This window comes from Enterobacter sp. 22499, from assembly GCF_052044815.1.
Classification (GTDB): domain Bacteria; phylum Pseudomonadota; class Gammaproteobacteria; order Enterobacterales; family Enterobacteriaceae; genus Enterobacter; species Enterobacter bugandensis.
Window position 1 is genome coordinate 1,009,884 of sequence record NZ_JBQENR010000001.1, and the last position, 20,438, is coordinate 1,030,321.

22 protein-coding genes and 2 pseudogenes are annotated in these 20,438 nt (G+C 53.0%); 14 read left to right on the plus strand and 10 right to left on the minus strand.

The genetic code is table 11. The features are described 5' to 3' along the window. Positions 1-2: 2 nt before the first annotated feature. The 5 genes from potG to nfsA all read right to left on the minus strand — a co-directional run bounded on the left by potG (position 3) and on the right by nfsA (position 4,977). Complete coding sequence (potG, locus tag ACTJI7_RS04965) at positions 3-1,136, minus strand: putrescine ABC transporter ATP-binding subunit PotG (protein ID WP_045630953.1); 1,134 nt, start codon at positions 1,134-1,136, stop codon at positions 3-5. 143 nt (positions 1,137-1,279) lie between these two features. Continuing rightward, positions 1,280-2,392: a spermidine/putrescine ABC transporter substrate-binding protein PotF gene (gene potF, locus ACTJI7_RS04970; protein WP_041910676.1), complete on the minus strand. Its 1,113-nt coding sequence runs from the start codon at positions 2,390-2,392 to the stop codon at positions 1,280-1,282. A 350-nt stretch (positions 2,393-2,742) separates the two neighbouring features. After that, the gene (locus ACTJI7_RS04975; RefSeq protein ID WP_003858385.1) at positions 2,743-3,219 is read right to left on the minus strand and encodes a YbjN domain-containing protein; all 477 of its coding nucleotides are present in this window, start codon (positions 3,217-3,219) and stop codon (positions 2,743-2,745) included. A 63-nt stretch (positions 3,220-3,282) separates the two neighbouring features. Beyond that, positions 3,283-4,185 carry a 30S ribosomal protein S6--L-glutamate ligase gene (rimK, locus tag ACTJI7_RS04980; protein WP_028012504.1) on the minus strand — a complete coding sequence of 301 codons (903 nt, stop codon included), beginning with the start codon at positions 4,183-4,185 and terminating at the stop codon, positions 3,283-3,285. 69 nt (positions 4,186-4,254) lie between these two features. Continuing rightward, on the minus strand, positions 4,255-4,977 hold the full coding sequence (gene nfsA / locus ACTJI7_RS04985) for a nitroreductase NfsA (RefSeq protein WP_028012503.1): 723 nt from the start codon (positions 4,975-4,977) through the stop codon (positions 4,255-4,257). 185 nt (positions 4,978-5,162) lie between these two features. On the opposite strand from nfsA, the gene ACTJI7_RS04990 reads away from it, so the two are divergent. After that, entirely contained in the window at positions 5,163-5,432 is a 270-nt protein-coding gene (locus ACTJI7_RS04990; RefSeq protein ID WP_028012502.1) for a GrxA family glutaredoxin, read from the plus strand. A 30-nt stretch (positions 5,433-5,462) separates the two neighbouring features. Here ACTJI7_RS04990 and ACTJI7_RS04995 read toward each other — a convergent pair whose 3' ends face one another. After that, the gene (locus tag ACTJI7_RS04995) at positions 5,463-5,831 is read right to left on the minus strand and encodes an inner membrane protein YbjM (RefSeq protein ID WP_080339193.1); all 369 of its coding nucleotides are present in this window, start codon (positions 5,829-5,831) and stop codon (positions 5,463-5,465) included. Positions 5,832-6,110: 279 nt separating this feature from the next. Here ACTJI7_RS04995 and ACTJI7_RS05000 point away from each other — a divergent pair, with 279 nt between their 5' ends. Further along, the gene (locus tag ACTJI7_RS05000; RefSeq protein ID WP_014169303.1) at positions 6,111-7,796 is read left to right on the plus strand and encodes an aspartate:alanine antiporter; all 1,686 of its coding nucleotides are present in this window, start codon (positions 6,111-6,113) and stop codon (positions 7,794-7,796) included. Positions 7,797-8,000: 204 nt separating this feature from the next. Here ACTJI7_RS05000 and ACTJI7_RS05005 read toward each other — a convergent pair whose 3' ends face one another. Further along, a complete protein-coding gene (locus ACTJI7_RS05005) occupies positions 8,001-8,255 on the minus strand; it encodes a hypothetical protein (protein WP_131641656.1) in 255 nt (84 codons plus the stop codon). Between the two features lie 123 nt (positions 8,256-8,378). On the opposite strand from ACTJI7_RS05005, the gene ACTJI7_RS05010 reads away from it, so the two are divergent. Then, complete coding sequence (locus ACTJI7_RS05010; RefSeq protein ID WP_192978649.1) at positions 8,379-8,960, plus strand: GIY-YIG nuclease family protein; 582 nt, start codon at positions 8,379-8,381, stop codon at positions 8,958-8,960. Between the two features lie 165 nt (positions 8,961-9,125). Here the strand turns inward: ACTJI7_RS05010 and ACTJI7_RS05015 are convergent. Beyond that, positions 9,126-9,240 (minus strand): annotated as a pseudogene (locus ACTJI7_RS05015) (regulator); the annotation flags it as partial. A 95-nt stretch (positions 9,241-9,335) separates the two neighbouring features. Here ACTJI7_RS05015 and ACTJI7_RS05020 point away from each other — a divergent pair. The 9 genes and pseudogenes from ACTJI7_RS05020 (at position 9,336) to arsC (ending at position 16,409) form a co-directional block, all read left to right on the plus strand. Next, a complete protein-coding gene (locus ACTJI7_RS05020; RefSeq protein ID WP_226859116.1) occupies positions 9,336-9,764 on the plus strand; it encodes a helix-turn-helix transcriptional regulator in 429 nt (142 codons plus the stop codon). Between the two features lie 179 nt (positions 9,765-9,943). After that, positions 9,944-10,906 carry a hypothetical protein gene (locus tag ACTJI7_RS05025; protein ID WP_440669796.1) on the plus strand — a complete coding sequence of 321 codons (963 nt, stop codon included), beginning with the start codon at positions 9,944-9,946 and terminating at the stop codon, positions 10,904-10,906. A 91-nt stretch (positions 10,907-10,997) separates the two neighbouring features. Continuing rightward, a pseudogene (locus ACTJI7_RS05030) lies at positions 10,998-11,747 on the plus strand (phage integrase). A 51-nt stretch (positions 11,748-11,798) separates the two neighbouring features. After that, positions 11,799-12,068: a hypothetical protein gene (locus ACTJI7_RS05035; protein WP_192978647.1), complete on the plus strand. Its 270-nt coding sequence runs from the start codon at positions 11,799-11,801 to the stop codon at positions 12,066-12,068. A gap of 606 nt (positions 12,069-12,674) precedes the next feature. Beyond that, positions 12,675-13,382: a hypothetical protein gene (locus tag ACTJI7_RS05040; RefSeq protein ID WP_192978645.1), complete on the plus strand. Its 708-nt coding sequence runs from the start codon at positions 12,675-12,677 to the stop codon at positions 13,380-13,382. 221 nt (positions 13,383-13,603) lie between these two features. After that, positions 13,604-14,083: an Hcp family type VI secretion system effector gene (locus ACTJI7_RS05045; protein WP_192978643.1), complete on the plus strand. Its 480-nt coding sequence runs from the start codon at positions 13,604-13,606 to the stop codon at positions 14,081-14,083. A 231-nt stretch (positions 14,084-14,314) separates the two neighbouring features. Further along, entirely contained in the window at positions 14,315-14,635 is a 321-nt protein-coding gene (locus ACTJI7_RS05050; RefSeq protein ID WP_126817720.1) for a metalloregulator ArsR/SmtB family transcription factor, read from the plus strand. Between the two features lie 40 nt (positions 14,636-14,675). After that, positions 14,676-15,965: an arsenic transporter gene (locus ACTJI7_RS05055; protein ID WP_232948021.1), complete on the plus strand. Its 1,290-nt coding sequence runs from the start codon at positions 14,676-14,678 to the stop codon at positions 15,963-15,965. 12 nt (positions 15,966-15,977) lie between these two features. After that, positions 15,978-16,409, plus strand: a complete 432-nt coding sequence (gene arsC, locus ACTJI7_RS05060; protein WP_063154615.1) for a glutaredoxin-dependent arsenate reductase — start codon at positions 15,978-15,980, stop codon at positions 16,407-16,409. Positions 16,410-16,430: 21 nt separating this feature from the next. On the opposite strand, the gene ACTJI7_RS05065 is transcribed toward arsC, so the two are convergent. Next, positions 16,431-16,982, minus strand: coding sequence for a TetR/AcrR family transcriptional regulator (locus ACTJI7_RS05065; RefSeq protein ID WP_028012492.1), 552 nt, complete (start codon positions 16,980-16,982; stop codon positions 16,431-16,433). A gap of 81 nt (positions 16,983-17,063) precedes the next feature. Between ACTJI7_RS05065 and ACTJI7_RS05070 the strand changes: the two genes are divergently transcribed. Next, positions 17,064-18,278, plus strand: a complete 1,215-nt coding sequence (locus ACTJI7_RS05070) for an MFS transporter (protein WP_041910681.1) — start codon at positions 17,064-17,066, stop codon at positions 18,276-18,278. After that, a complete protein-coding gene (locus ACTJI7_RS05075; protein ID WP_059355492.1) occupies positions 18,268-19,080 on the plus strand; it encodes a Cof-type HAD-IIB family hydrolase in 813 nt (270 codons plus the stop codon). Before ACTJI7_RS05070 ends, ACTJI7_RS05075 begins: the two co-directional genes overlap by 11 nt. Positions 19,081-19,136: 56 nt before the next feature. Here the strand turns inward: ACTJI7_RS05075 and ACTJI7_RS05080 are convergent, their stop codons facing one another. Continuing rightward, a complete protein-coding gene (locus ACTJI7_RS05080) occupies positions 19,137-20,369 on the minus strand; it encodes an MFS transporter (protein ID WP_048960865.1) in 1,233 nt (410 codons plus the stop codon). Between the last annotated feature and the right edge of the window lie 69 nt (positions 20,370-20,438).

Consider the following 20,438-nt stretch of genomic DNA (forward strand, 5'->3'; position numbering starts at 1 on the left):
CCTTATACCGTCAGCACGACGCAGCTGTCCGCGTCCCAGCACAGGCGCACTTCGTCGCCCCAGGTCGGCTGCCCCTTGCGGTAGCGATGTTCGTTCTGTAGCTGCGCGCTGAGCATCTGTCCGCTTTTCAGACGCACGTGGTAAATGGAGAGATCGCCCAGATAGGCAATGTGCACCACTTCCCCGACGGCAAAGTTATAGCCATCGGCAGGCGGATCGTCACAGAGCATGATCTTCTCCGGGCGCAGCGCCACGTAGACCGGCACGTTATCCACCACCGAGCTGTCAGGATCGACCTTAAGCGGATGCTGCAGCCCCGGTGATTCGATGACCAGACCATCCTCCTGACGATCCTTCAGCAGCCCTTCGAAGACGTTAACCGATCCGATGAACTCCGCGCTGTAGCGGGTGGTCGGATGCTCGTAAATCTCTTCCGGCTCGCCAATCTGCACGAACTTCCCGCGGTTCATGATCGCGATACGCCCGGCCATGGTCATGGCCTCTTCCTGGTCATGGGTGACCATCACGCAGGTCACCCCCACGCGCTCGAGGATATCGACCACTTCGAGCTGCATACGGTCGCGCAGCTTTTTATCCAGCGCGCCCATCGGCTCGTCGAGCAGCAGCAGTTTCGGGCGTTTCGCCAGGCTTCTCGCCAGCGCCACGCGCTGACGCTGACCGCCGGAAAGCTGGTGCGGCTTACGCTTCGCGAACTCCTGCATATGCACCAGGCTCAGCATTTCGGCCACGCGCGCGGTGATTTCGGCTTTAGGCAGCTTGTCCTGCTTCAGGCCAAAGGCGATGTTTTGCTCCACCGTCATGTGCGGAAACAGCGCGTAGGACTGGAACATCATGTTAATCGGGCGCTGATACGGCGGCACGCTGGAGAGATCCACGCCATCGAGCATAATTTGCCCGGCGGTAGGCTGTTCAAAACCGGCCAGCATACGCAGCAGGGTCGATTTACCGCAGCCCGATGCGCCCAGTAGCGCGAATATTTCGCCTTTATAGATAGTCAGGCTGACGTCGTCCACGGCATGCTGGCCATCGAAAGATTTGGTGAGGTTACGAATTTCAAGAAGCGGGGTCAGCGCTTTACGGACTTTCGCCTGCGGGCGGGGGATCGCGTCATTCACGGGGTGCTCTCCGGCATAGATCAATACTGGTGCAAACGCACCGTCTGGGTGCGCATCGCCGGGCGGCGCGAACGCTTGCCCGGCCTACGGGTTGTGTAGGCCCGGTAAGCGATAGCGCCACCGGGCAACGTTACCTAACGCCGTTATTTACCGCTTTTCACCTTGGTCCACGCGCGGGTACGCACGCGGTCAATTTTTGGATCCTGAACCTTCAGGGTGAACAGCTTGGCGAACACGTCCGCTGGCGGATAGATTGCCGGATTACTGCGGATCGCTTCGCTCACCAGCGGCACGGAGGCCTTGTTACCGTTGGCGTAGTAAACGTGATCGCTGATGTGGGCAATCACCTCAGGACGCATCAGGTAGTTAAGGAACTGGTAGGCTTCGTCTTTGTTTTTCGCGTCAGCCGGCATGGCGAAGACGTCAAAGAAGGCCAGCGCCCCCTCTTTCGGAATAAAGTAGGACACATTCACGCCGTTTTTCGCCTCTTTCGCGCGGTTCGCCGCCTGCCACACGTCCCCAGCCCAGCCGATTGCCACGCAGATGTCGCCGTTCGCCAGGTCGTTGATGTACTGGGACGAGTGGAAGTAGCGAATGTTTGGACGCAGCTTCAGCAGCAGATCGGTCGCCGGGCCGGTGTAATCATCGGCTTTATTGCTGTTCGGGTCTTTGCCCAGGTAGTTCAGCACGGTGGCGAAAATCTCTTCCGGCGCATCGAGGAAGGAGACGCCGCAGCTTTTCAGCTTCTCAAGATTTTCCGGCTTCAGCACCACGTCCCAGCTGTCCAGCTTAACGTCCGGGCCCAGCGCGGCTTTGACTTTATCCACGTTATAGCCGATACCGGTGGTCGCCCACAGGTAAGGCATGGCGTATTTGTTGTCCGGGTCGTGCTTCGCCACCAGCTTCAGCACTTCCGGATCGAGGTTTTTCCAGTTCGATAACTTGCTCTTGTCCAGCGGCTGGAAGACGCCCGCCGTCAGCTGACGCTCCAGGAAGCTTGCGGAAGGTACGACCAGGTCAAAACCGGTGCTGCCTGCCATCAGCTTTCCTTCCAGCACTTCGTTGGAATCGAAAACGTCATAGACCACTTTAATGCCGGTCTCTTTTTCAAAATTAGCGACCGTGTCCGGCGCAATATAGTCAGACCAGTTGTATACGTGCAGCGTTTTTTGTTCCGCAGCGAGCGTGCCGGCAGAGACGGCCATCAGAGCACCCGCAACCAGACCCGATAACCATTTTTTATTCAAGGCGATCATAGTGTTATTCCTTCTGAAAGCTCGTTAACAAACGAACTAAACTGTGCAATCTGGATATATGCAAAAATCATGCATAGTTTGTCGCTCTGCTCAAAATAAAAAGAAACCTCTTTACCCGGCAGGATCCGCTCGCTTTTTTAAGCATCGCAAGAATAACTGTAGCCCGTGTCTCCGGCTATAGCCCAGACGAAAAAACGCCTTTTATCAATTTTTTATGCAGGTTAAGTCTACGTGATAAGCCGAAATGGCCTTGAGGGAGGTGAAAAATTCTTTAAAGAAAGGTTAAAGGCAGCAGAAAAAATGGCCTTCTGCAGCCGCTATGGCAGCGACTGCGCAAAAGTCAGACAGGCTTAGTGAAGAAAATTGGGAGATGCATCATTATTCTCAGCATCGTCTTCCGCGCTATACAGCAGATGATGTGCATTGGCTTCCATCATAACCATGGAAATTTGCTCTTCGCTCAGGCGCATAAACCAGGCGAACTGCTTGAACGACAGCCCTGCCCCGGAGAATAAAGACTGGCAAACGACCAGTTTTGGCAGATTATCGTCCTGTATATCGAGAAATGCTTTCACCGTCAAAGAACTGGCGTTGATAGCCGAGAGATCGGAGGCCAGCGCCAGCAGCGCAGAAGGCTTCACTTCGGCCAGCGCGGAAAAAAGGATCACGTCGTTAATCAGATCGATTTTGGCATCGAAAATGCCGTCGAAATTCTGCATATGAGGCAGATGCAGCGCCTGGCAGGAATCACATTCGAAGAACGTGATCCCGGCATCATCAAGCCATTGACGTAACGTATCCAGTGTAGGTACGACCTGTAAATCCATCGCTGTGCAGCCTCTTTAGTAAAAACTTCGCATAGGGTACTCAAAAAGCGCCCGGTAATCCATTTAACCGCCCGTTTTCAGACAGTAACCCGGCGTGGCATGACGCTCGATCCATGAGATCATTTTACCTGCAATATCGACCCCTGTGGTTTTTTCCACACCTTCCAGCCCCGGGGAGGCGTTCACCTCCATCACCAGCGGCCCGCGCGTCGCCCGAAGAAGGTCCACGCCCGCTACGTCCAGCCCCAGGGTTTGCGCCGCTTTCACGGCTATTTCCCGTTCGCGTTCGCTAATATCGGCTACCCGCGCTACGCCGCCGCGGTGAAGGTTAGAGCGGAAGTCGCCCTCTTTGGCCTGGCGCTCGATGGCCGCCACGACCTCGTTCCCCACCACGAAACAGCGAATGTCGCGCCCTTTCGCCTCTTCAATGTACTCCTGCACCAGAATGTGCGCATTCAGCCCGCGAAAGGCGTCGATCACGCTCTCCGCCGCCTGACGCGTTTCCGCTAACACCACGCCAATACCCTGCGTGCCTTCCACCAGCTTGATCACTAAAGGCGCGCCGCCCACCATATCGATCAGATCGCTGGTGTCGTCCGGTGAATGAGCAATGCCCGTGACCGGAAGATCGATCCCCTGTCGTGCGAGCAGCTGTAGAGAGCGCAGCTTGTCGCGGGCGCGGGAAATGGCGACGGATTCGTTGAGCGGATAGCTGCCCAGCATCTCGAACTGGCGCAGCGCGGCGGTGCCGTAGTAGGTAATCTGGGAGCCGATGCGGGGGATCACCGCATCGAAGTGCGGCAGCTTGCGGCCTTTGTAGTGAATCGACGAGGCGGCGGGGTCGATGTTCATATAGCAGGACATCGGGTCGAGGATCTCAACCTGATGCCCGCGTTTCGCCGCCGCTTCTCGCAGGCGCTTACATGAATAGAGCGTTCCGTCCCGGGACAATATGGCAATTTTCACCCTGCACCTCTCTGAAGACATGGAAAAAGCCTGCATATCATATACGCAGGCAGGCGCAGGAGGAATGGACTATCGCGTTGCCCAGCCCTGCTTGTGCAGATACTCAAGAATAAACGGGCGGTTTTCTTTGATGATGGTGCGGCGAATATGGTCCGTCCAGGTGTCGCGACGGTTATTGCTGCCGCGCGTCATGTAGTAGTTCGCCAGCTCTTCGTCGTATTGATTCAGGACATCCTGATCGACCGGCTGGTAATGGTTTTCATGCACCAGCATCGCGGCAGGAATGCGCGGCTTGAGATCCGGGTTGTCCGCCGGCCAGCCGAGGCAGAGGCCAAACAGCGGCAGCACGTGTTTTGGCAGCTTCAGCAGGTCGGTCACGCTTTGAATGTTGTTACGCAGCCCGCCGATATAGACACCGCCTAACCCCAGCGATTCCGCGGCCGTAAAGGCGTTTTGCGCCATCAGCGCGGTATCCACCACGCCCAGCAGCAGCTGTTCGGCCAGCCCAAGTTCCGCCTCAGGGCAGATCTGCAGGTGGCGGTTAAAGTCGGCGCAGAACACCCAGAACTCGGCTGCCTGAGCCACATGCTTCTGCCCGCCGGTGAGCGTCACCAGCTGTTCACGCATGGCCTTATCAGTAATACGGATAATCGAGCTGCACTGCAAAAAGCTGGAGCTGGAGGTGGCTCTTGCGCTGTCGATAATCGCATTACGCTGTGCCTCGGTAATCGGCTCATCGGTAAAGTGGCGAATGGAGCGGTGGGACTGGAGCAGGTCTATGGTTGGCGTCATCTTGTCTCTCTTTAGTCTTGCTTAATACGTATGGCAGCCAGTATAGGCAATGATGTGCGCGGTGTAATTGGCGAAACATAGCTCATAGATATTATAACGACAGGCGAAACCTTCTTTAATGACGGCGGGTTATGGGGCACTATACGTGTCATTCGCCGTCAGGCTTGTTTTTTGAGGAGAGAGAAATGTTTGCAGTAATTTTTGGTCGTCCAGGGTGCCCTTACTGTGTGCGCGCGAAAGAGCTGGCTGAGAAACTGACCGAAGAGCGCGATGACTTCAACTTCCGCTATGTGGACATCCACGCGGAAGGCATCACCAAAGCCGACCTGGAAAAAACCGTCGGTAAGCCGGTTGAAACCGTGCCGCAGATCTTCCTCGATCAGAAACACATCGGCGGTTGCACCGACTTTGAGGCCTACGCTAAAGAGCATCTGGGCCTGTTTGCCGAGCAGTAATGAAGAGACGCCCTCACCCTGAGGGCGTTTTTATTTGCGGTGCCGTCGGTGCTGAACCAGGCTGCGCACAAACAGATAGCACAGCGCGCCAAGCGCGCACCAGAATACGCCGCTCAGCAACCACGCCAGCTCCTGCCAGAAACTCCGCGTTGAAATATACATCAAGCGCATCATCAGCAGACACAGCGGTGCAGCGAGCATGGCGCCGAGCAGCGGTTTCACCACCTCCCCTTGACGGGAGAGAAAACTGGCGGCAGCCCCCGGCAACGTGAAGAAGAGCAACCCTAGCTCAGGATGCCCGGACGCCCTGAACGCGCCCTTTACATTAAATGCGAGCGACATGCACACGACCGTGAACAGCAAAAAACAGCTGATCACCCCCGCCCAGTTTCGTTTCATATTCAAACTATCCTCCTGACTTATCTCTATCAAATACACATTCGTCGGATAGACGCCCAGTCAGATAAAGCAGTGCGGCAATCCATGCCAAAGTACGCACAGGGTGATGCGATAATCAGTAGCTGTCAGTAGCTAATGCGATTAAACTACACGCCAGCTAATGTTTTAGGGAATAAAGCAGGAAACAGGGAGCGTTAGCGCTTTTCCCTGATCCAGAAAACAGTAGCCCAAAAAGTCCTTTCATTCAACAACTTACTGGTAAACAAGAAGTTAGCCTCCGTGAATATAAACGTCGCAGACTTGTTAAATGGGAATTACATCCTGTTATTATTTGTGGTACTGGCGCTGGGTCTTTGCCTGGGTAAATTGCGTCTGGGTTCGGTTCAACTCGGTAATTCCATTGGCGTTTTAGTCGTCTCCTTATTATTAGGCCAGCAGCACTTCAGCATTAACACGGACGCGCTGAACTTAGGTTTTATGCTGTTTATTTTTTGCGTTGGCGTAGAAGCGGGACCTAACTTTTTTTCAATTTTCTTCCGCGACGGCAAAAATTATCTGATGCTGGCGCTGGTGATGGTCGGCAGCGCGCTGCTGATCGCGTTAGGGCTGGGCAAACTGTTTGGCTGGGATATCGGGCTTACGGCCGGTATGCTGGCCGGCTCCATGACCTCCACCCCCGTGCTCGTGGGCGCCGGTGATACCCTGCGCCATTCCGGCATGGCGGGTGCGCAGCTCTCTACCGCCCTCGACCATCTGAGCCTGGGCTACGCCCTGACCTATCTGATTGGTCTGGTGAGCCTGATCGTTGGCGCGCGCTACCTGCCAAAACTGCAGCATCAGGATCTGCAGACCAGCGCTCAGCAAATCGCCCGCGAGCGCGGCCTGGATACCGATTCCAAACGTAAAGTCTATCTCCCGGTTATCCGCGCCTACCGCGTCGGGCCGGAGCTGGTGGCATGGGCAGACGGCAAAAATCTTCGCGAACTGGGGATTTACCGCCAGACGGGCTGCTACATCGAACGTATCCGCCGCAACGGCATTCTGGCGAACCCGGACGGCGACGCGGTGCTGCAGATGGGCGACGACATCGCGCTGGTGGGTTACCCGGACGCCCACGCCCGTCTCGACCCGAGCTTCCGTAACGGCAAAGAGGTGTTCGACCGCGACCTGCTCGACATGCGCATCGTCACCGAAGAGATCGTGGTGAAAAACCATAACGCCGTGGGCCGCCGTCTGGCGCAGCTGAAGCTGACCGACCACGGCTGCTTCCTCAACCGCGTGATCCGCAGCCAGATTGAGATGCCTATCGACGACAACGTTGTGCTCAACAAAGGCGACGTGCTGCAGGTCAGCGGCGACGCGCGACGCGTAAAAACCGTTGCCGACCGCATCGGCTTTATCTCGATTCACAGCCAGGTCACCGACCTGCTGGCCTTCTGCGCCTTCTTCATTGTTGGCCTGATGATCGGGATGATCACCTTCCAGTTCAGCAACTTTAGCTTCGGCATCGGTAACGCTGCCGGTCTGCTGTTCGCCGGGATCATGCTGGGCTTCCTGCGAGCCAACCATCCGACCTTCGGCTACATTCCGCAGGGCGCGCTGAACATGGTGAAAGAGTTCGGTCTGATGGTGTTTATGGCGGGCGTCGGCCTGAGCGCGGGCAGCGGCATCGGCCACAGCCTGGGCGCCGTCGGCTGGCAGATGCTGGTTTCCGGCCTTATCGTCAGCCTGGTGCCGGTGGTGATCTGCTTCCTGTTCGGCGCCTACGTGCTGCGTATGAACCGCGCCCTGCTGTTCGGGGCAATGATGGGGGCCCGTACCTGCGCGCCGGCGATGGAAATCATCAGCGATACCGCGCGCAGCAACATCCCGGCGCTGGGGTATGCAGGCACCTATGCTATCGCGAACGTACTGCTGACGCTGGCGGGTACGCTGATTATCATCATCTGGCCGGGACTCGGATAACTCCTAAGTTTGCGCGTAATGAAAAAATTTTTGTAACGCGCAGAACTTTTTTAGCAGGGGGCAGTCATAACTAGTGCCACTGCTTTTCTTTGATGTCCCCAATTTGTGGAGCCCATCAACCCCGCCGTTTTGGTTCAAGGTTGATGGGTTTTTTGTTGTCTGAAGTTCGTGTCCTTGTGGCAAATAGCCATAGGCAAAGCCTTTCTACGCCGTTTCAATCGCATACAGCAGTTCAACCAGATCAACCGCACTCACATCATCCCAGCGCAGGTAACTCGACAGAGAGCTTGTTCCCGAATCTTGCCCTAAAACGCGCTGACATATTGCCTGGTGGTCAACGGATGCAGATACCCACACAGCACCGCTCTGCTGACAAAAGTAGGTCGAACCTTTCAACCCATCTCTTTGAATACGTTTCTTCCAGGTATCCACCTGCTGTGTCGTCACTTTTAAACTCATATCTTCCCCTTAGTAAATCAAGCAATCCCAGTTGATGATCCCATAAAATACCCGGATAAATCAGCGCGGAGAATATCAGTGTTCAATTTTTATCCTGACAAGACATTTAACAGAACGGAAGTTATGAGTCGACCAACACCCGTTCCCGCCATCAACGGAGTCTATTTTTGGTGGTTCAAAGAAATCCCGCCGGGCGTTCCAACAGAAGGTTGCCTAACTCATGATGGGCTAACTCTGCTTTATGTGGGTATTTCTCCCGACAAAAAAGGGAAACCTAATAGTCGAGCCAATCTCAAAACACGCATCAAAACTCACTACAGCGGAAATGCCGAAGGCTCTACGCTGAGACGAACGCTAGGTGTTTTGCTTGCGGCAGTAAGCAATTATCCCCTCCGTCGTGTTGGAAGGGGAAACAGAACGACATTTACCCATGCTGGGGAACAATGGCTCGATCTTTGGATGGAACAGAATGCAAAAGTATACTGGGTAGCAGACGAAGAACCTTGGGTGCTGGAAGAAACGCTGATAAGAAGTATTCCGCTCCCATTAAACATTCAAGGTAACACTCATCCTTTTAAGCCAACGCTCTCAGCAATGCGCAGCAAAGCTATGGCAGAAGCCAAACTGATGGAGATCGCGAACGAAACAGGATTTAGCAGACGCCAGGTGGTGGAGATTGTTGAGCAAGCTGTGAGGGTAAAATAATCGGCTCATGAAGCACGCAGTTGAGGCAAATGAAAGGCACAGCGCAAGCAGCGAACTAGGAGCCTTACGTTAACTGTTCAGGCATCCCTTTCGAGTATGTGGATTAAGGTATGACCACAAAGCCGTACAGATTTACCAAAGGCAACATCTCTCATTATCTTAATGCAAACGATGACGAGGCAACCGACCATCTGCTGGCATGTCGTTTAGGATGTCGCTCGCTATAGCGTTCACTTGTGACGTACGGTGTATTCAGAGTGATTGAAAAATTAGGCTTCATGATGCAACATCTCCTATTGGCTTGTGGTGAGCCGCTTGTCAACGTGACAATCGCCCAATTGGAAACAAAATTGATACTGGGATCGCATACGAGACATGGCAACATCAAAGTACCCAAACGAGATCAAAATAAATCCCAATCAGGGTGGCAAGGCTGCGATTGAATGCTTGATAGAGGCGTATGGTTTTACAACGCGACAGGCATTAGCCGATCACCTAGATGTCTCTAAAAGCACTTTGGCTAAAAGATATATGCGGGATACGTTCCCTGCTGACTGGATAATCCTATATGCTCTTGAAACAGGTATATCCTTAAGCTGGTTAGCCAGCGGAATCGGATCCAAAAATTCAGAGTTGAATGATGATATTTCTTCAATCAGTCACAAAAAATCATTGAAGGTGTCTTACACGATGAAAATTACTACTCTATCGATAAGGTATTACTTCCTAAAAACCACAGTCATATTTCTTGTGTATCTGATGTTGACAAAATTTATATTGACGAATCAGAATGTCGCGAGTTAATTTATGGGAATGGTTAGCTGAAATTGAAGTTAAGTTAGCATTTGTACAAGAACCAGAATTCCATTTGGAAAAATTAACGTCAGCAGCATTTTAATCGATTTTGAATGGTCTGTAGATGATATAAAAGTTATCGCCAAATGCAGAAGCATACTGATAGACCACCTTTAGCAGGAATTAAAATGAGTACTAATGAAAGAAATATCGACAATGAAGAGAAAATCATAAAAGAAAATACTGAACTCCTCGATCAGTATAAAAATGCACTATCCTTTGATGACTATCAAAAATTAAGATGGTTGATTCTGAGAGGAAGAATTCACGAGTTTCAAAATGAGCTTCTTGGATTCATTTTTAAAACTGAACCGTCTGAAGAAGAAATAAAATCAAATGATAAAGATTATAAAAATAAGTATTTAAAATATTATTATGATACTAATGAATCCCTATCAAACCAAAATAGCAAAACAAATCATAGAATCATTGAACTTGAAGAACTGAATAATCAACTTTTAACAACGAATGCCGAACTACAGAAAGATATTGCTGAAGCAAAAAAACTCATTGAGACAGGTGCAAAAGAAATAACTAAATTAGTTAATTCCAACACTGAACTTCAAAGCCTTGTTCAACAAAAACGAATTGACGAAAAAATACCTGGTTATGTAAACAGCGTAAAAACCGAACTTAGTTCAGATGATAATCATTTCATTTTGATGTCTAAAGTATGGGCTGGTTGTGGTGGATTTTTCGGGATAGCCGCTGTTCTAGCTTCTCTTTTATCATTGACAGTAACAATTAATTTTGATGAATTAAAAGGATTCGAATTATTTTATTCTTTCACTCGTGGTTTATTAGGAATATCTATTCTTTCATGGCTTTCATTCATCTGCTTAAGCAATTCCAAAAAGTATACCCATGAGTCTATACGTAGAAAAGACAGAAGACATGCCTTAATGTTTGGACAAGTTTTTCTGCAAATCTATGGTTCCACAGCAACCAAAGAGGACGCAGTTTTAGTATTCAAAGATTGGAATATGTCTGGTGATTCTGCTTTTTCTGATCATACCGATCAACCACCGGGAATAACTACATTGTTTGAAACAGCGAAAGAAAAATTGAAATCTTCCCTCGCTGATAAATAATTAATTCTAGTGAAAGTATGACTCTGAATCAATAATACATTGACAACTGCATAAAAAATCAGTTGAAAGTAATGAACTTTCAGAGGTGAACATGACGGTCAGAAAACTTGAATCAGGCAGATGGTTTTGCGAGTGCTATCTTGGAAGACCCGATGGACGGCGTTTGCGCAAACAGTTCGCCACTAAGGGGGAGGCACTGACTTATGAACGTCATGTTATGGATGAGATAGCATCGAAACCTTGGTTAGCCTAGTTGGCAGCTCGTTGGACTCTGAAAGACGTGGTTGAACTCTGGTTCAAACTGCACGGCATGTCCCTGACCGCTGGCAAGCATGTTTATGGCACGCTGATCCTGATGGTCGATACACTAGGAAACCATTTTACTACAGATCTCAGTTCCAAATTGTTCGCGCATTACCGTGACAAACGCGAACTTAACCCGTTATGAGGTCACCAAATACTGGAGCACTTTCGTTAGGATCAAGGGCAAGAAGAACCGGAGTATCCCGATCAGTAGAAAGCTGCACAAGGAAATCATTGCCCTGGATGGTTTCAAGTTCTTTACTGATTGCTACTTCCGATTTTATCTGTGATGGAGAAAACCTCCATTGCGCTTCCACGCGGACAGCTTACCCACATTTTGCGCCATACATTTGCAGCACACTTTATGATGTCCGGTGGGAACATCCTTGCGCTCCAGAAAATCCTAGGTCACCACGACATAGAAATGACCATGCGCTATGCCCACTTGGTACCTGATGATCTGGAAACGGCCCTACGATTCAATTCCCTGGCAACCATGTATCATCTACCTATTGACGCTACTAACGTGAATACCTGATAGTTGGGGACTAATATTAGGGCGGTCTTGATTATCAAGGATAAAATGATTATGAATGAGTTACAGAAACAGGGGTTAGAGCTACGTACTAAAGCAAAAGAACTGGCTCTTGCTGCTTTGGCAAAGCACCAAGATGGACGCATAAATGGTAAGGGAGTTAAGCAATCAGAGGTATTTCGCCTTTGCGGCCTCGACTGGGGGGATTACCCGAAAGCCCCAAGTACGCAGCAACAATACTGGGCTGTTGCCCTTCTCCGCGAACTTGAGTCGGAAGGAACGGTAGAGCAAGTCGAAGAGAAAGGGCCTTGGCGTTTAAAGTAAGCTACGATGAGCCAAGTGGCGACAAAGTGGCGGTAGCAATTAGCATTTCCCCGTAATCGCCACCCCTTACCACTAACCTAACTCATTGATTCCAATGCAAGTCATTGTTTTCACTACCCCTTCTACATAAATGTTTTTTTGTTGCCTGAAATTAAGAACCAATAAAATCAATCAGTTACCCCACCACTTTCCCTTACATGGCGACATCGTCGCAGCAGAACTTTTTATGTGGCTGTAACAGGTAATAAAAAAACCTGCCAGCTGCGGGTTAGTATCAGTAAGATAATTCTTTCTGCATTCCTCTCGGATTTTGGAACGAGTCATTCAATATCGAACTCATATATTTTCACCTCGAACGCCAGACAGATTGTATTTAGGTTAAACAATATCAGGTCATAATCTTAAAAAAACCTGCTTGTTGTAAACATGATCTGCTTTGATCTTCCATACAAGTGACGAGAATACTCTGGAGTGGATAGATACACATTTCGGAGGGAACAGGAATGAAGTTTTCAAGCGCAATAATGGCAGTTGTACTGATCGTGCCGGTCTAAGGGGATGCAGCAAAAGATCTCTCGATTGAGCTGAAGTGCGAGGCCAGCAAGCATGTACCATTCTGAAGAGATCGTCCGCCAGCTTCAGAGCCAAAAGATACTGGCAATGAAACTGGATCGGGCGGTACGCGCGGTAGGTGAAGAAGTAAAGAATCATCTGAGTCATATAGGTGCCGGTGCCCAACGTCTGCTGTACTACACCTCCTGCTTTACCGATGAATATTACGATGTCTGTACCAGACAAAATCTGGAGGATGCTCGCTTCCGAAAAGGCATATTCCATCTCGTTTCTCGCTGGAACATCGTGTTTGACATAATCAATACGTACGTTGAGGAGCTGGTTAAGGATTTTTCCCCGGCAGAATTAGCCGCAATACAGCATGCTCTAATACGCGCTAACGTTTACATATCCACCAGCACGCTAACCTCGTATTCATTCTCTGCGGGCGTCGCATCGACTGTTTGCCTCTACGTGACCATTCCACCTTCGGGAGTAAAGGTCGTTTCAGGGTTAACGTGTGCCGCTCTTGGCGGGCTTGGGATATACGGGGTTGTGCAAAAGGCCGCTGAAAGCGCTCGCCGCCTGCAGGTGATGCATCCCGCCTACTATCAAGCGTTGTATCTACGGGAGCTGGAGATGATGTATTTCCTGGTGGAGCCTGCGTTTATGCGCGCGGGCGTGCTAACCCAACAATGGACTGATAGCCAAAGCCCTTATGGTGCTGCGGACTCGATCCTGAAGCTAATGGGTAGACACTGATGAGCTTTCTGAGACGCTGGCTTAAATCTCAGGCTCAGTTTTTCTTCTGGACCTATGTTCCCATTATCCTCACGTTCATTTTCGGCTATGTCCTTGATGTTTACTTCCCTGAGGTTAGCCAGGGATTCATCCTTCTGTTTTACCTGGTCATACTGGGACTGGCTTACTGGATATGGCATTGAGGACCAACAATGCTTCACGTTTACTAATAAGGAAATTACATGTCTACACCCGCACACCTATGGCTTGAAGACGAGAACGGCTCCCCGATTATTGGTAGCTGCACGATGCCCACGCGTCCCGGTTCCATCGAGCTAAAATCTTTCACCCACGGTGTAACCATTCCGGTTGACCCAAGCTGGGGCAAGCTCACCGGCACGCGCGTCCATCGTCCCATCACGATAGTCAAAGAGTTTGATCAGACTACCCCGCTTCTTTACCGCGCCGTGTGCGAAGGGCGAGTGATGAAGAAAGGAACCATTAAGATGTACCGCATTCTGGAGTCCGGTATCGAGGCCGAGTATTTCAATATCGTGATGGAAAAGGTTAAGTTCACAACAGTGGCACCCTTTCTGACCCCTAACGGGATGAGCAGCACCCACCTTGAAACGCTCGAATTGCGTTATGAAGCAATCTCCTGGAAGTACACGGAGGGGAATATCATTTACCGTGACACATGGAACGATCGCTGTTGCGCCTGAGCACAAAAGAACGTTGAAGGAGAGCAGATAAAAAGAAACCGTCTCAGGGGGGCGGTTTCTTTCCTCCGGGTGTCAGGAGTAGTCCCGGCAAGCCATAACGACTATTTTGACCTCCAACATATCCTCTAACAGCTTCTTTTGAACACCCCGCTCCTGTATGAGCTTTTTCTCTCGCTCGCCACAAACATATATGATTTAATGCATATGATAAAAGACATTCAGGATGACTAAATGCTCCACCCGCTCCAGCTCTTCAAAATCCTCTCCGACGAAACGCGACTCGCCATCGTCATGCTGCTCCGTGAAGCGGGCGAGCTGTGTGTCTGCGATCTCTGCTCCGCCACCAGCGAACCGCAGCCGAAAGTCTCCCGCCATATGGCCTTGCTGCGCGAGTCCGGGCTGGTTATCGATCGTCGCGAGGGCAAATGGGTCCATTACCGTCTCTCTCCCAACATGCCGGCATGGGCGGCAGCCGTTATCGACACCAGCTGGAACTGCCTGCGGGAAGAGACGCGCATGAAGCTTAAAAACCGACTTCCAGGCTCGTGCTGATAACAATACATTCACAAAAACAGATATAACGGAGTAAAAGATGTTTCTGGCAGGGGCAATTTTTCTGTTTACGCTGGTACTGGTCATCTGGCAGCCCAAAGGGCTCAGTATCGGCTGGAGCGCGACCATTGGCGCCGTGCTGGCGCTGGCCAGCGGGGTAATTCACATTAACGATATACCTGTGGTCTGGAATATCGTCTGGAACGCCACGGCGACGTTTATCGCCGTCATCATTATCAGCTTGCTGTTGGATGAGTCCGGCTTTTTCGAGTGGGCGGCGCTGCACGTTGCCCGCTGGGGAAATGGTCGCGGGCGATTGCTGTTTACTTATATCGTGCTGCTGGGTGCGGCCGTGGCGGCGCTGTTTGCCAATGACGGCGCGGCGCTGATCCTGACGCCTATCGTCATCGCCATGCTGCTGGCGCTGGGGTTCAGCAAGCAGGCCACGCTGGCGTTTGTGATGGCGGCAGGTTTTATCGCCGATACCGCCAGCCTGCCGCTGATTGTCTCCAACCTGGTCAACATCGTGTCGGCAGACTTCTTTAAGCTGGGGTTCAGCGAATACGCCTCGGTGATGATCCCCGTTGATATTGCCGCGATTGTCGCAACGCTGGTGATGCTGCATCTTTTCTTCCGCAAGGAAATTCCCCCGGAGTATGACCTGGCGAAACTTCAGGAGCCCGAGCGGGCCATTCACGATCTCCCGACGTTCAGAACGGGCTGGATCGTGCTGCTGCTTCTGCTCGTCGGCTTCTTTGTGCTTGAACCTCTCGGCATTCCGGTCAGCGCCATCGCCACCGTCGGCGCGCTGATTTTATTCGCTGTCGCAAAACGGGGACATGCAATAAACACCGGAAAAGTGCTGCGCGGCGCACCCTGGCAGATTGTTATTTTCTCGCTCGGGATGTATCTGGTGGTGTATGGCCTGCGCAATGCCGGGCTGACGGATTATCTTACTGGCGTGCTGAATAGCCTGGCCGGACACGGACTGTGGGCCACCACGCTGGGAACCGGGTTCATCACCGCGTTCCTGTCATCCATAATGAACAATATGCCCACGGTGCTGATTGGCGCGCTCTCCATTGAGGGCAGCATGGCGACGGGATTGCTCAAGGACGCGATGATTTACGCCAACGTGATTGGCTGCGATCTGGGGCCGAAAATCACGCCTATCGGCAGCCTCGCCACCCTGCTCTGGCTCCACGTGCTGGCGCAGAAAAACATGACGATTACCTGGGGCTACTATTTCCGGACGGGCATCATCATGACGCTGCCGGTCCTGTTTGTGACGCTCGCCGCGCTGGCGCTACGTCTCTCCTTCACACTGTAATGAGCCACTGATATGAGCCACATCACCATCTACCACAACCCAGCCTGCGGCACCTCGCGCAATACGCTGGAGATGATCCGCAACAGCGGCACGGAGCCGGAGATTATCCTCTATCTGGAAACCCCGCCGTCGCGCGATAAGCTGGCCACCCTGATTGCTAATATGGGGATTTCGGTGCGGGATCTGCTGCGCAAAAACGTGGAGCCCTATGAACAGCTCGGCCTGGCCGAAGATATCTTCACCGACGACCAGCTTATCGACTTTATGCAGCAATACCCGATTCTGATTAACCGCCCGATTGTGGTAACGCCGCTGGGCACCCGCCTGTGCCGCCCGTCTGAAGTTGTCCTCGACATTCTGCCGGACGCGCAGAAAGGCGCGTTTAGTAAAGAGGATGGCGAAGCCGTCGTGGACGCCAGCGGGAAAAAAATCGAACACAGGTAAAACAGGCAGGGCGAGTGATGCCTAAGGGTTCCCCTCGCCCGCAATTCTCCCCACCATCGCCCGAATTTCCTCCCGGCTTAATGGCTCTCGGTCAGTCACATAGTGCAGCGTCATCCCTTCGATGAAGGCATCCAGCGCACGGGTGGTGACCGGGTCGAACCACTGCTCCAGCGTGGTCTGGCTCATTTTCATCCAGTCCTGCATCACCGTTTTGAGCGCCGCGCTGCGGTGCATAAAGGCGTAAAGCTGATACATCAGCGCCATGTTGTGCGGCGTGGTCACCTGCGAGCTGTGGATCAGAGTGGTGATGGATTCACACGCCATCTCCGGCCCGGTGACGCCCGCGAAGAAATCCCGGTACTGCTGCGACATCTGCCGGGTAAACCACGTGAAGGCCTCCTCCAGCAGCGGCTCCATGCCGTCGAAATAGTAGGTCATTGACCCCAGCGGCACGCCCGCGCAGGTGGCGATTTTGCGGTGCGTGACGGCGTGAATCCCGTGTTCGGCAATGGTATCCAGCGTCGCCTGGAGAATTTTTTCACGTCGATGCGGATCGTTCGGTGGTCTGCTCATAAATTCCTCACCTGGTTTGTGTACAAATGTACACAAACTTGCTAGTGTTGTCGCTACTGTTGTACTTCTGGTGCTACCCCAATGACGCTGACCTCTTCCCGCAACGCCCTGCGACTACGCATGTGGGCATTGTTTATGTTCTTCTTTATTCCCGGTCTGCTGATGGCCTCCTGGGCCACACGTACGCCCGCCATTCGCGATATTTTGTCCGTCTCTACCGCGGAGATGGGCATCGTGCTGTTCGGTCTGTCGATAGGCTCCATGAGCGGTATTCTCTGCTCCGCGTGGCTGGTGAAGCGCTTTGGCACGCGGGCGGTGATCCGCACCACCATGTGCTTCGCGGTAATTGGGATGATCGTGCTAAGCGTGGCGCTGTGGTTTGCTTCGCCGGTGCTGTTTGCGCTGGGGCTGACGGTGTTTGGCGGCAGCTTCGGTTCGGCGGAGGTAGCGATAAACGTTGAAGGGGCGGCGGTCGAGCGCGAGATGAACAAAACCGTGCTGCCCATGATGCACGGATTTTACAGCCTCGGCACGCTCGCCGGTGCGGGCGTCGGGATGGCGCTGACGGCCTTTGGCATGAGCGCGAATCTGCATATCCTGCTGGCGGCGCTGGTATGCATCATTCCGATCCTGACCGGCATTCGGGCGATCCCGAACGGTACCGGCAAGAATTCCGCTGAAGAACAGCATTCGACGGAAAAAGGGCTGCCCTTCTACCGCGATTTCCAGCTGATGCTCATCGGCGTGGTGGTGCTGGCGATGGCCTTCGCGGAAGGTTCTGCCAACGACTGGCTGCCGCTGCTGATGGTGGACGGCCACGGCTTTAGTCCGACCTCCGGCTCGCTGATTTACGCCGGGTTTACGCTGGGGATGACCGTAGGGCGCTTCACCGGCGGCTGGTTTATCGACCGCTACAGCCGCGTGGCGGTAGTGCGCGCCAGCGCCCTGCTCGGCGGCCTGGGTATCGCGATGATCGTCTTTGTGGACGTGGACTGGATTGCCGGAGTCTCGGTCATCCTCTGGGGTCTGGGCGCGTCGCTCGGCTTCCCGCTGACTATTTCGGCCGCCAGCGACACCGGCCCGGATGCCCCGACCCGCGTCAGCGTGGTGGCGACCACGGGCTACCTCGCCTTCCTGGTCGGGCCGCCGCTGCTCGGTTTCCTCGGTGAGCACTACGGGTTGCGCAGCGCCATGCTGGTGGTGTTAGGGTTGGTGATTATCGCGGCGCTGGTGGCGCGCGCGGTGGCAAAGCCGGAAACGGAACAAACGTCAATGGAGAAGGGATATGAGCGTTAAACTGATCGCCGTCGACATGGATGGCACATTCCTGAGTGATGCCAAGACCTATAACCGCCCGCGCTTTCTGGCGCAATATGCGCGCATGAAGGAGCAAGGCATTCGCTTTGTTGTCGCCAGCGGCAACCAGTATTACCAGCTGATCTCGTTCTTCCCGGAGATCGCGCATGAAATTGCCTTTGTTGCCGAAAACGGCGGCTGGGTGGTCGATGCCGGGGAAGATGTGTTCAACGGCGAGCTGACAAAAGCGCATTTCAGCACCGTGGCCACCGTCTTAAACGATGTTCCCGGCATTGAGATTATCGCCTGCGGGAAAGGCAGCGCCTACACGCTTAAAGCCTATGACGATGCCTTCATTGATATCGCGTCAAAATATTATCACCGCCTCGAAAGGGTGCAGGATTTCAACAGCCTGAACGACATCTTCTTCAAGTTCGGGCTCAACGTTTCCGATGACGAAATTCCGCGCATTCAGGCGCTGCTGCATGAAAAGCTAAGTGACATTATGGTGCCCGTCACCACCGGTCACGGCAGCATTGACCTGATTATCCCCGGCGTGCATAAAGCCAACGGCCTGCGGATCCTGCAAACGCGCTGGGGCATCGAGGACAGCGAAGTGGTGGCCTTTGGTGATAGCGGCAACGACGTGGAGATGCTGCGTCAGTCCGGGTTCAGCTTTGCGATGGCAAATGCCAAACCGCATATTAAAGCGGAGGCGCGCTTTGAAGCACCGCATAATAACGAGGAAGGCGTTTTAAACGTGATTGAGAAGGTGTTGAACGGGGAGGCACCGTTTAATTGACCGCGTGCGGTCTGGCGGCCTCGCCCCTCTCCCCAAAGGGGAGAGGGAAAAAAAGATTATGGTTGCAGGGCGTTTCCGACACGTTTGTCCTTCAGGAATACCACCATCAGGCCAACCCACAGCACGCCGTTGGCGAGGTTAAACAGGCTGAACAACCCGTTGCCGCCCAGCGCGTAAGCGTGCTTGCTCACCTCGATACCGACGGTAAAAATCAGCATCTGCAGCATGCCCATCGCCGCAGAGACCGTACCTTTACTCATCTCGCTCGCAAATAGGGTCAGGCGCACCAGGCCAGCGTTCGCCACACCAATTCCGAAGGCATAAATGCTCAGCCCCGCCGTCATCCACAGGTAGGCGTGGGATGACGCGACGGTCGCTACCGCCGCCAGAATCAGCCCTGCCGCAATCGGCCAGCCGCCCATGATAATCAGTGAACGCACGGTGCGGCGAGACGTCAGACGGGCCAGCACCAGGTTACCGATAATCAACGCGCCAAAGATCGGCACCTGCAGCAGGCCGTACTCGTAGCTGCTGAGCTTTTCACCGCTGATGATAATAACCGGTGACTGCGCGATCCACGCCAGCAGAGGCAGGCTAACGAATCCGGTCGCCAGCGCCCCCGCCACAAAGCGGCCATTTTGCAACACTGCTTTGTAATCCCGGCCCAGCTCTTTCAGCGAGAGTTTTTCGCCCAGACGGGTAGCCGTTTCCGGCATCGCGCGGTGCAGGCCGAAGAACGCGATGGCGGCGAGAACAGCAAAGAGCACAAACATCCCTTCCCACGGCGCAACGTGCACCCACGCTGCCCCCACCAGCGGCCCGAGTAAGGGGGCGATCAGCGCCACGTTAGCCATCAGCGCGGTAATTTTTATACACACCGCCTCCTCAAACGACTCCTGGATGGCGGCATACCCCACGGCGCCGATAAAGCACAGGCTCACCCCCTGCAGGAAACGCAGCAGGGTAAATTGTTCAATGTTTTGCGCCAGCAGCGTGGCGAGGCAGGTAACGATAAACCACACCACGCCCGTCAGCATCACCGGACGGCGGCCAATACGATCCGACAGCGGGCCTAACAGCCACTGCAAAAACATGCCGCCAGCCAGATAGGCGGTCATGGAGGTCGGCACCCACTCGATTCCCGCGTTGTACTGCTCCACAACGGCCAGCATACCGGGCTGGATCATATCGTTGCCGATATAGGTAGAGAATTCGTAGAGCACCAGACACAGAGGGAAAAGCAACGCCTGACGACCCAGACGTGAACCAGAAGAAGAACGGTTTAACATGCAATCTCTTTATAATGACAAAATCGCGACGAGTTTAATGAAATGCCGTAATCCGAGATAGTGATTTAT

Bases quoted from the DNA above. Each gene is read 5' to 3' on its own strand.
- potF (WP_041910676.1), bottom strand. From the start codon at position 2,392: ATGATCGCCTTGAATAAAAAATGGTTATCGGGTCTGGTTGCGGGTGCT.
- ACTJI7_RS04975 (WP_003858385.1), bottom strand. From the start codon at position 3,219: ATGGATTTACAGGTCGTACCTACACTGGATACGTTACGTCAATGGCTT.
- nfsA (WP_028012503.1), bottom strand. From the start codon at position 4,977: ATGACGCCAACCATAGACCTGCTCCAGTCCCACCGCTCCATTCGCCAC.
- ACTJI7_RS04990 (WP_028012502.1), top strand. From the start codon at position 5,163: ATGTTTGCAGTAATTTTTGGTCGTCCAGGGTGCCCTTACTGTGTGCGC.
- ACTJI7_RS04995 (WP_080339193.1), bottom strand. From the start codon at position 5,831: ATGAAACGAAACTGGGCGGGGGTGATCAGCTGTTTTTTGCTGTTCACG.
- ACTJI7_RS05005 (WP_131641656.1), bottom strand. From the start codon at position 8,255: ATGAGTTTAAAAGTGACGACACAGCAGGTGGATACCTGGAAGAAACGT.
- ACTJI7_RS05010 (WP_192978649.1), top strand. From the start codon at position 8,379: ATGAGTCGACCAACACCCGTTCCCGCCATCAACGGAGTCTATTTTTGG.
- ACTJI7_RS05020 (WP_226859116.1), top strand. From the start codon at position 9,336: ATGGCAACATCAAAGTACCCAAACGAGATCAAAATAAATCCCAATCAG.
- ACTJI7_RS05025 (WP_440669796.1), top strand. From the start codon at position 9,944: ATGAGTACTAATGAAAGAAATATCGACAATGAAGAGAAAATCATAAAA.
- ACTJI7_RS05035 (WP_192978647.1), top strand. From the start codon at position 11,799: ATGAATGAGTTACAGAAACAGGGGTTAGAGCTACGTACTAAAGCAAAA.
- ACTJI7_RS05040 (WP_192978645.1), top strand. From the start codon at position 12,675: ATGTACCATTCTGAAGAGATCGTCCGCCAGCTTCAGAGCCAAAAGATA.
- ACTJI7_RS05045 (WP_192978643.1), top strand. From the start codon at position 13,604: ATGTCTACACCCGCACACCTATGGCTTGAAGACGAGAACGGCTCCCCG.
- ACTJI7_RS05050 (WP_126817720.1), top strand. From the start codon at position 14,315: ATGCTCCACCCGCTCCAGCTCTTCAAAATCCTCTCCGACGAAACGCGA.
- ACTJI7_RS05055 (WP_232948021.1), top strand. From the start codon at position 14,676: ATGTTTCTGGCAGGGGCAATTTTTCTGTTTACGCTGGTACTGGTCATC.
- arsC (WP_063154615.1), top strand. From the start codon at position 15,978: ATGAGCCACATCACCATCTACCACAACCCAGCCTGCGGCACCTCGCGC.
- ACTJI7_RS05065 (WP_028012492.1), bottom strand. From the start codon at position 16,982: ATGAGCAGACCACCGAACGATCCGCATCGACGTGAAAAAATTCTCCAG.
- ACTJI7_RS05070 (WP_041910681.1), top strand. From the start codon at position 17,064: ATGACGCTGACCTCTTCCCGCAACGCCCTGCGACTACGCATGTGGGCA.
- ACTJI7_RS05075 (WP_059355492.1), top strand. From the start codon at position 18,268: ATGAGCGTTAAACTGATCGCCGTCGACATGGATGGCACATTCCTGAGT.
- ACTJI7_RS05080 (WP_048960865.1), bottom strand. From the start codon at position 20,369: ATGTTAAACCGTTCTTCTTCTGGTTCACGTCTGGGTCGTCAGGCGTTG.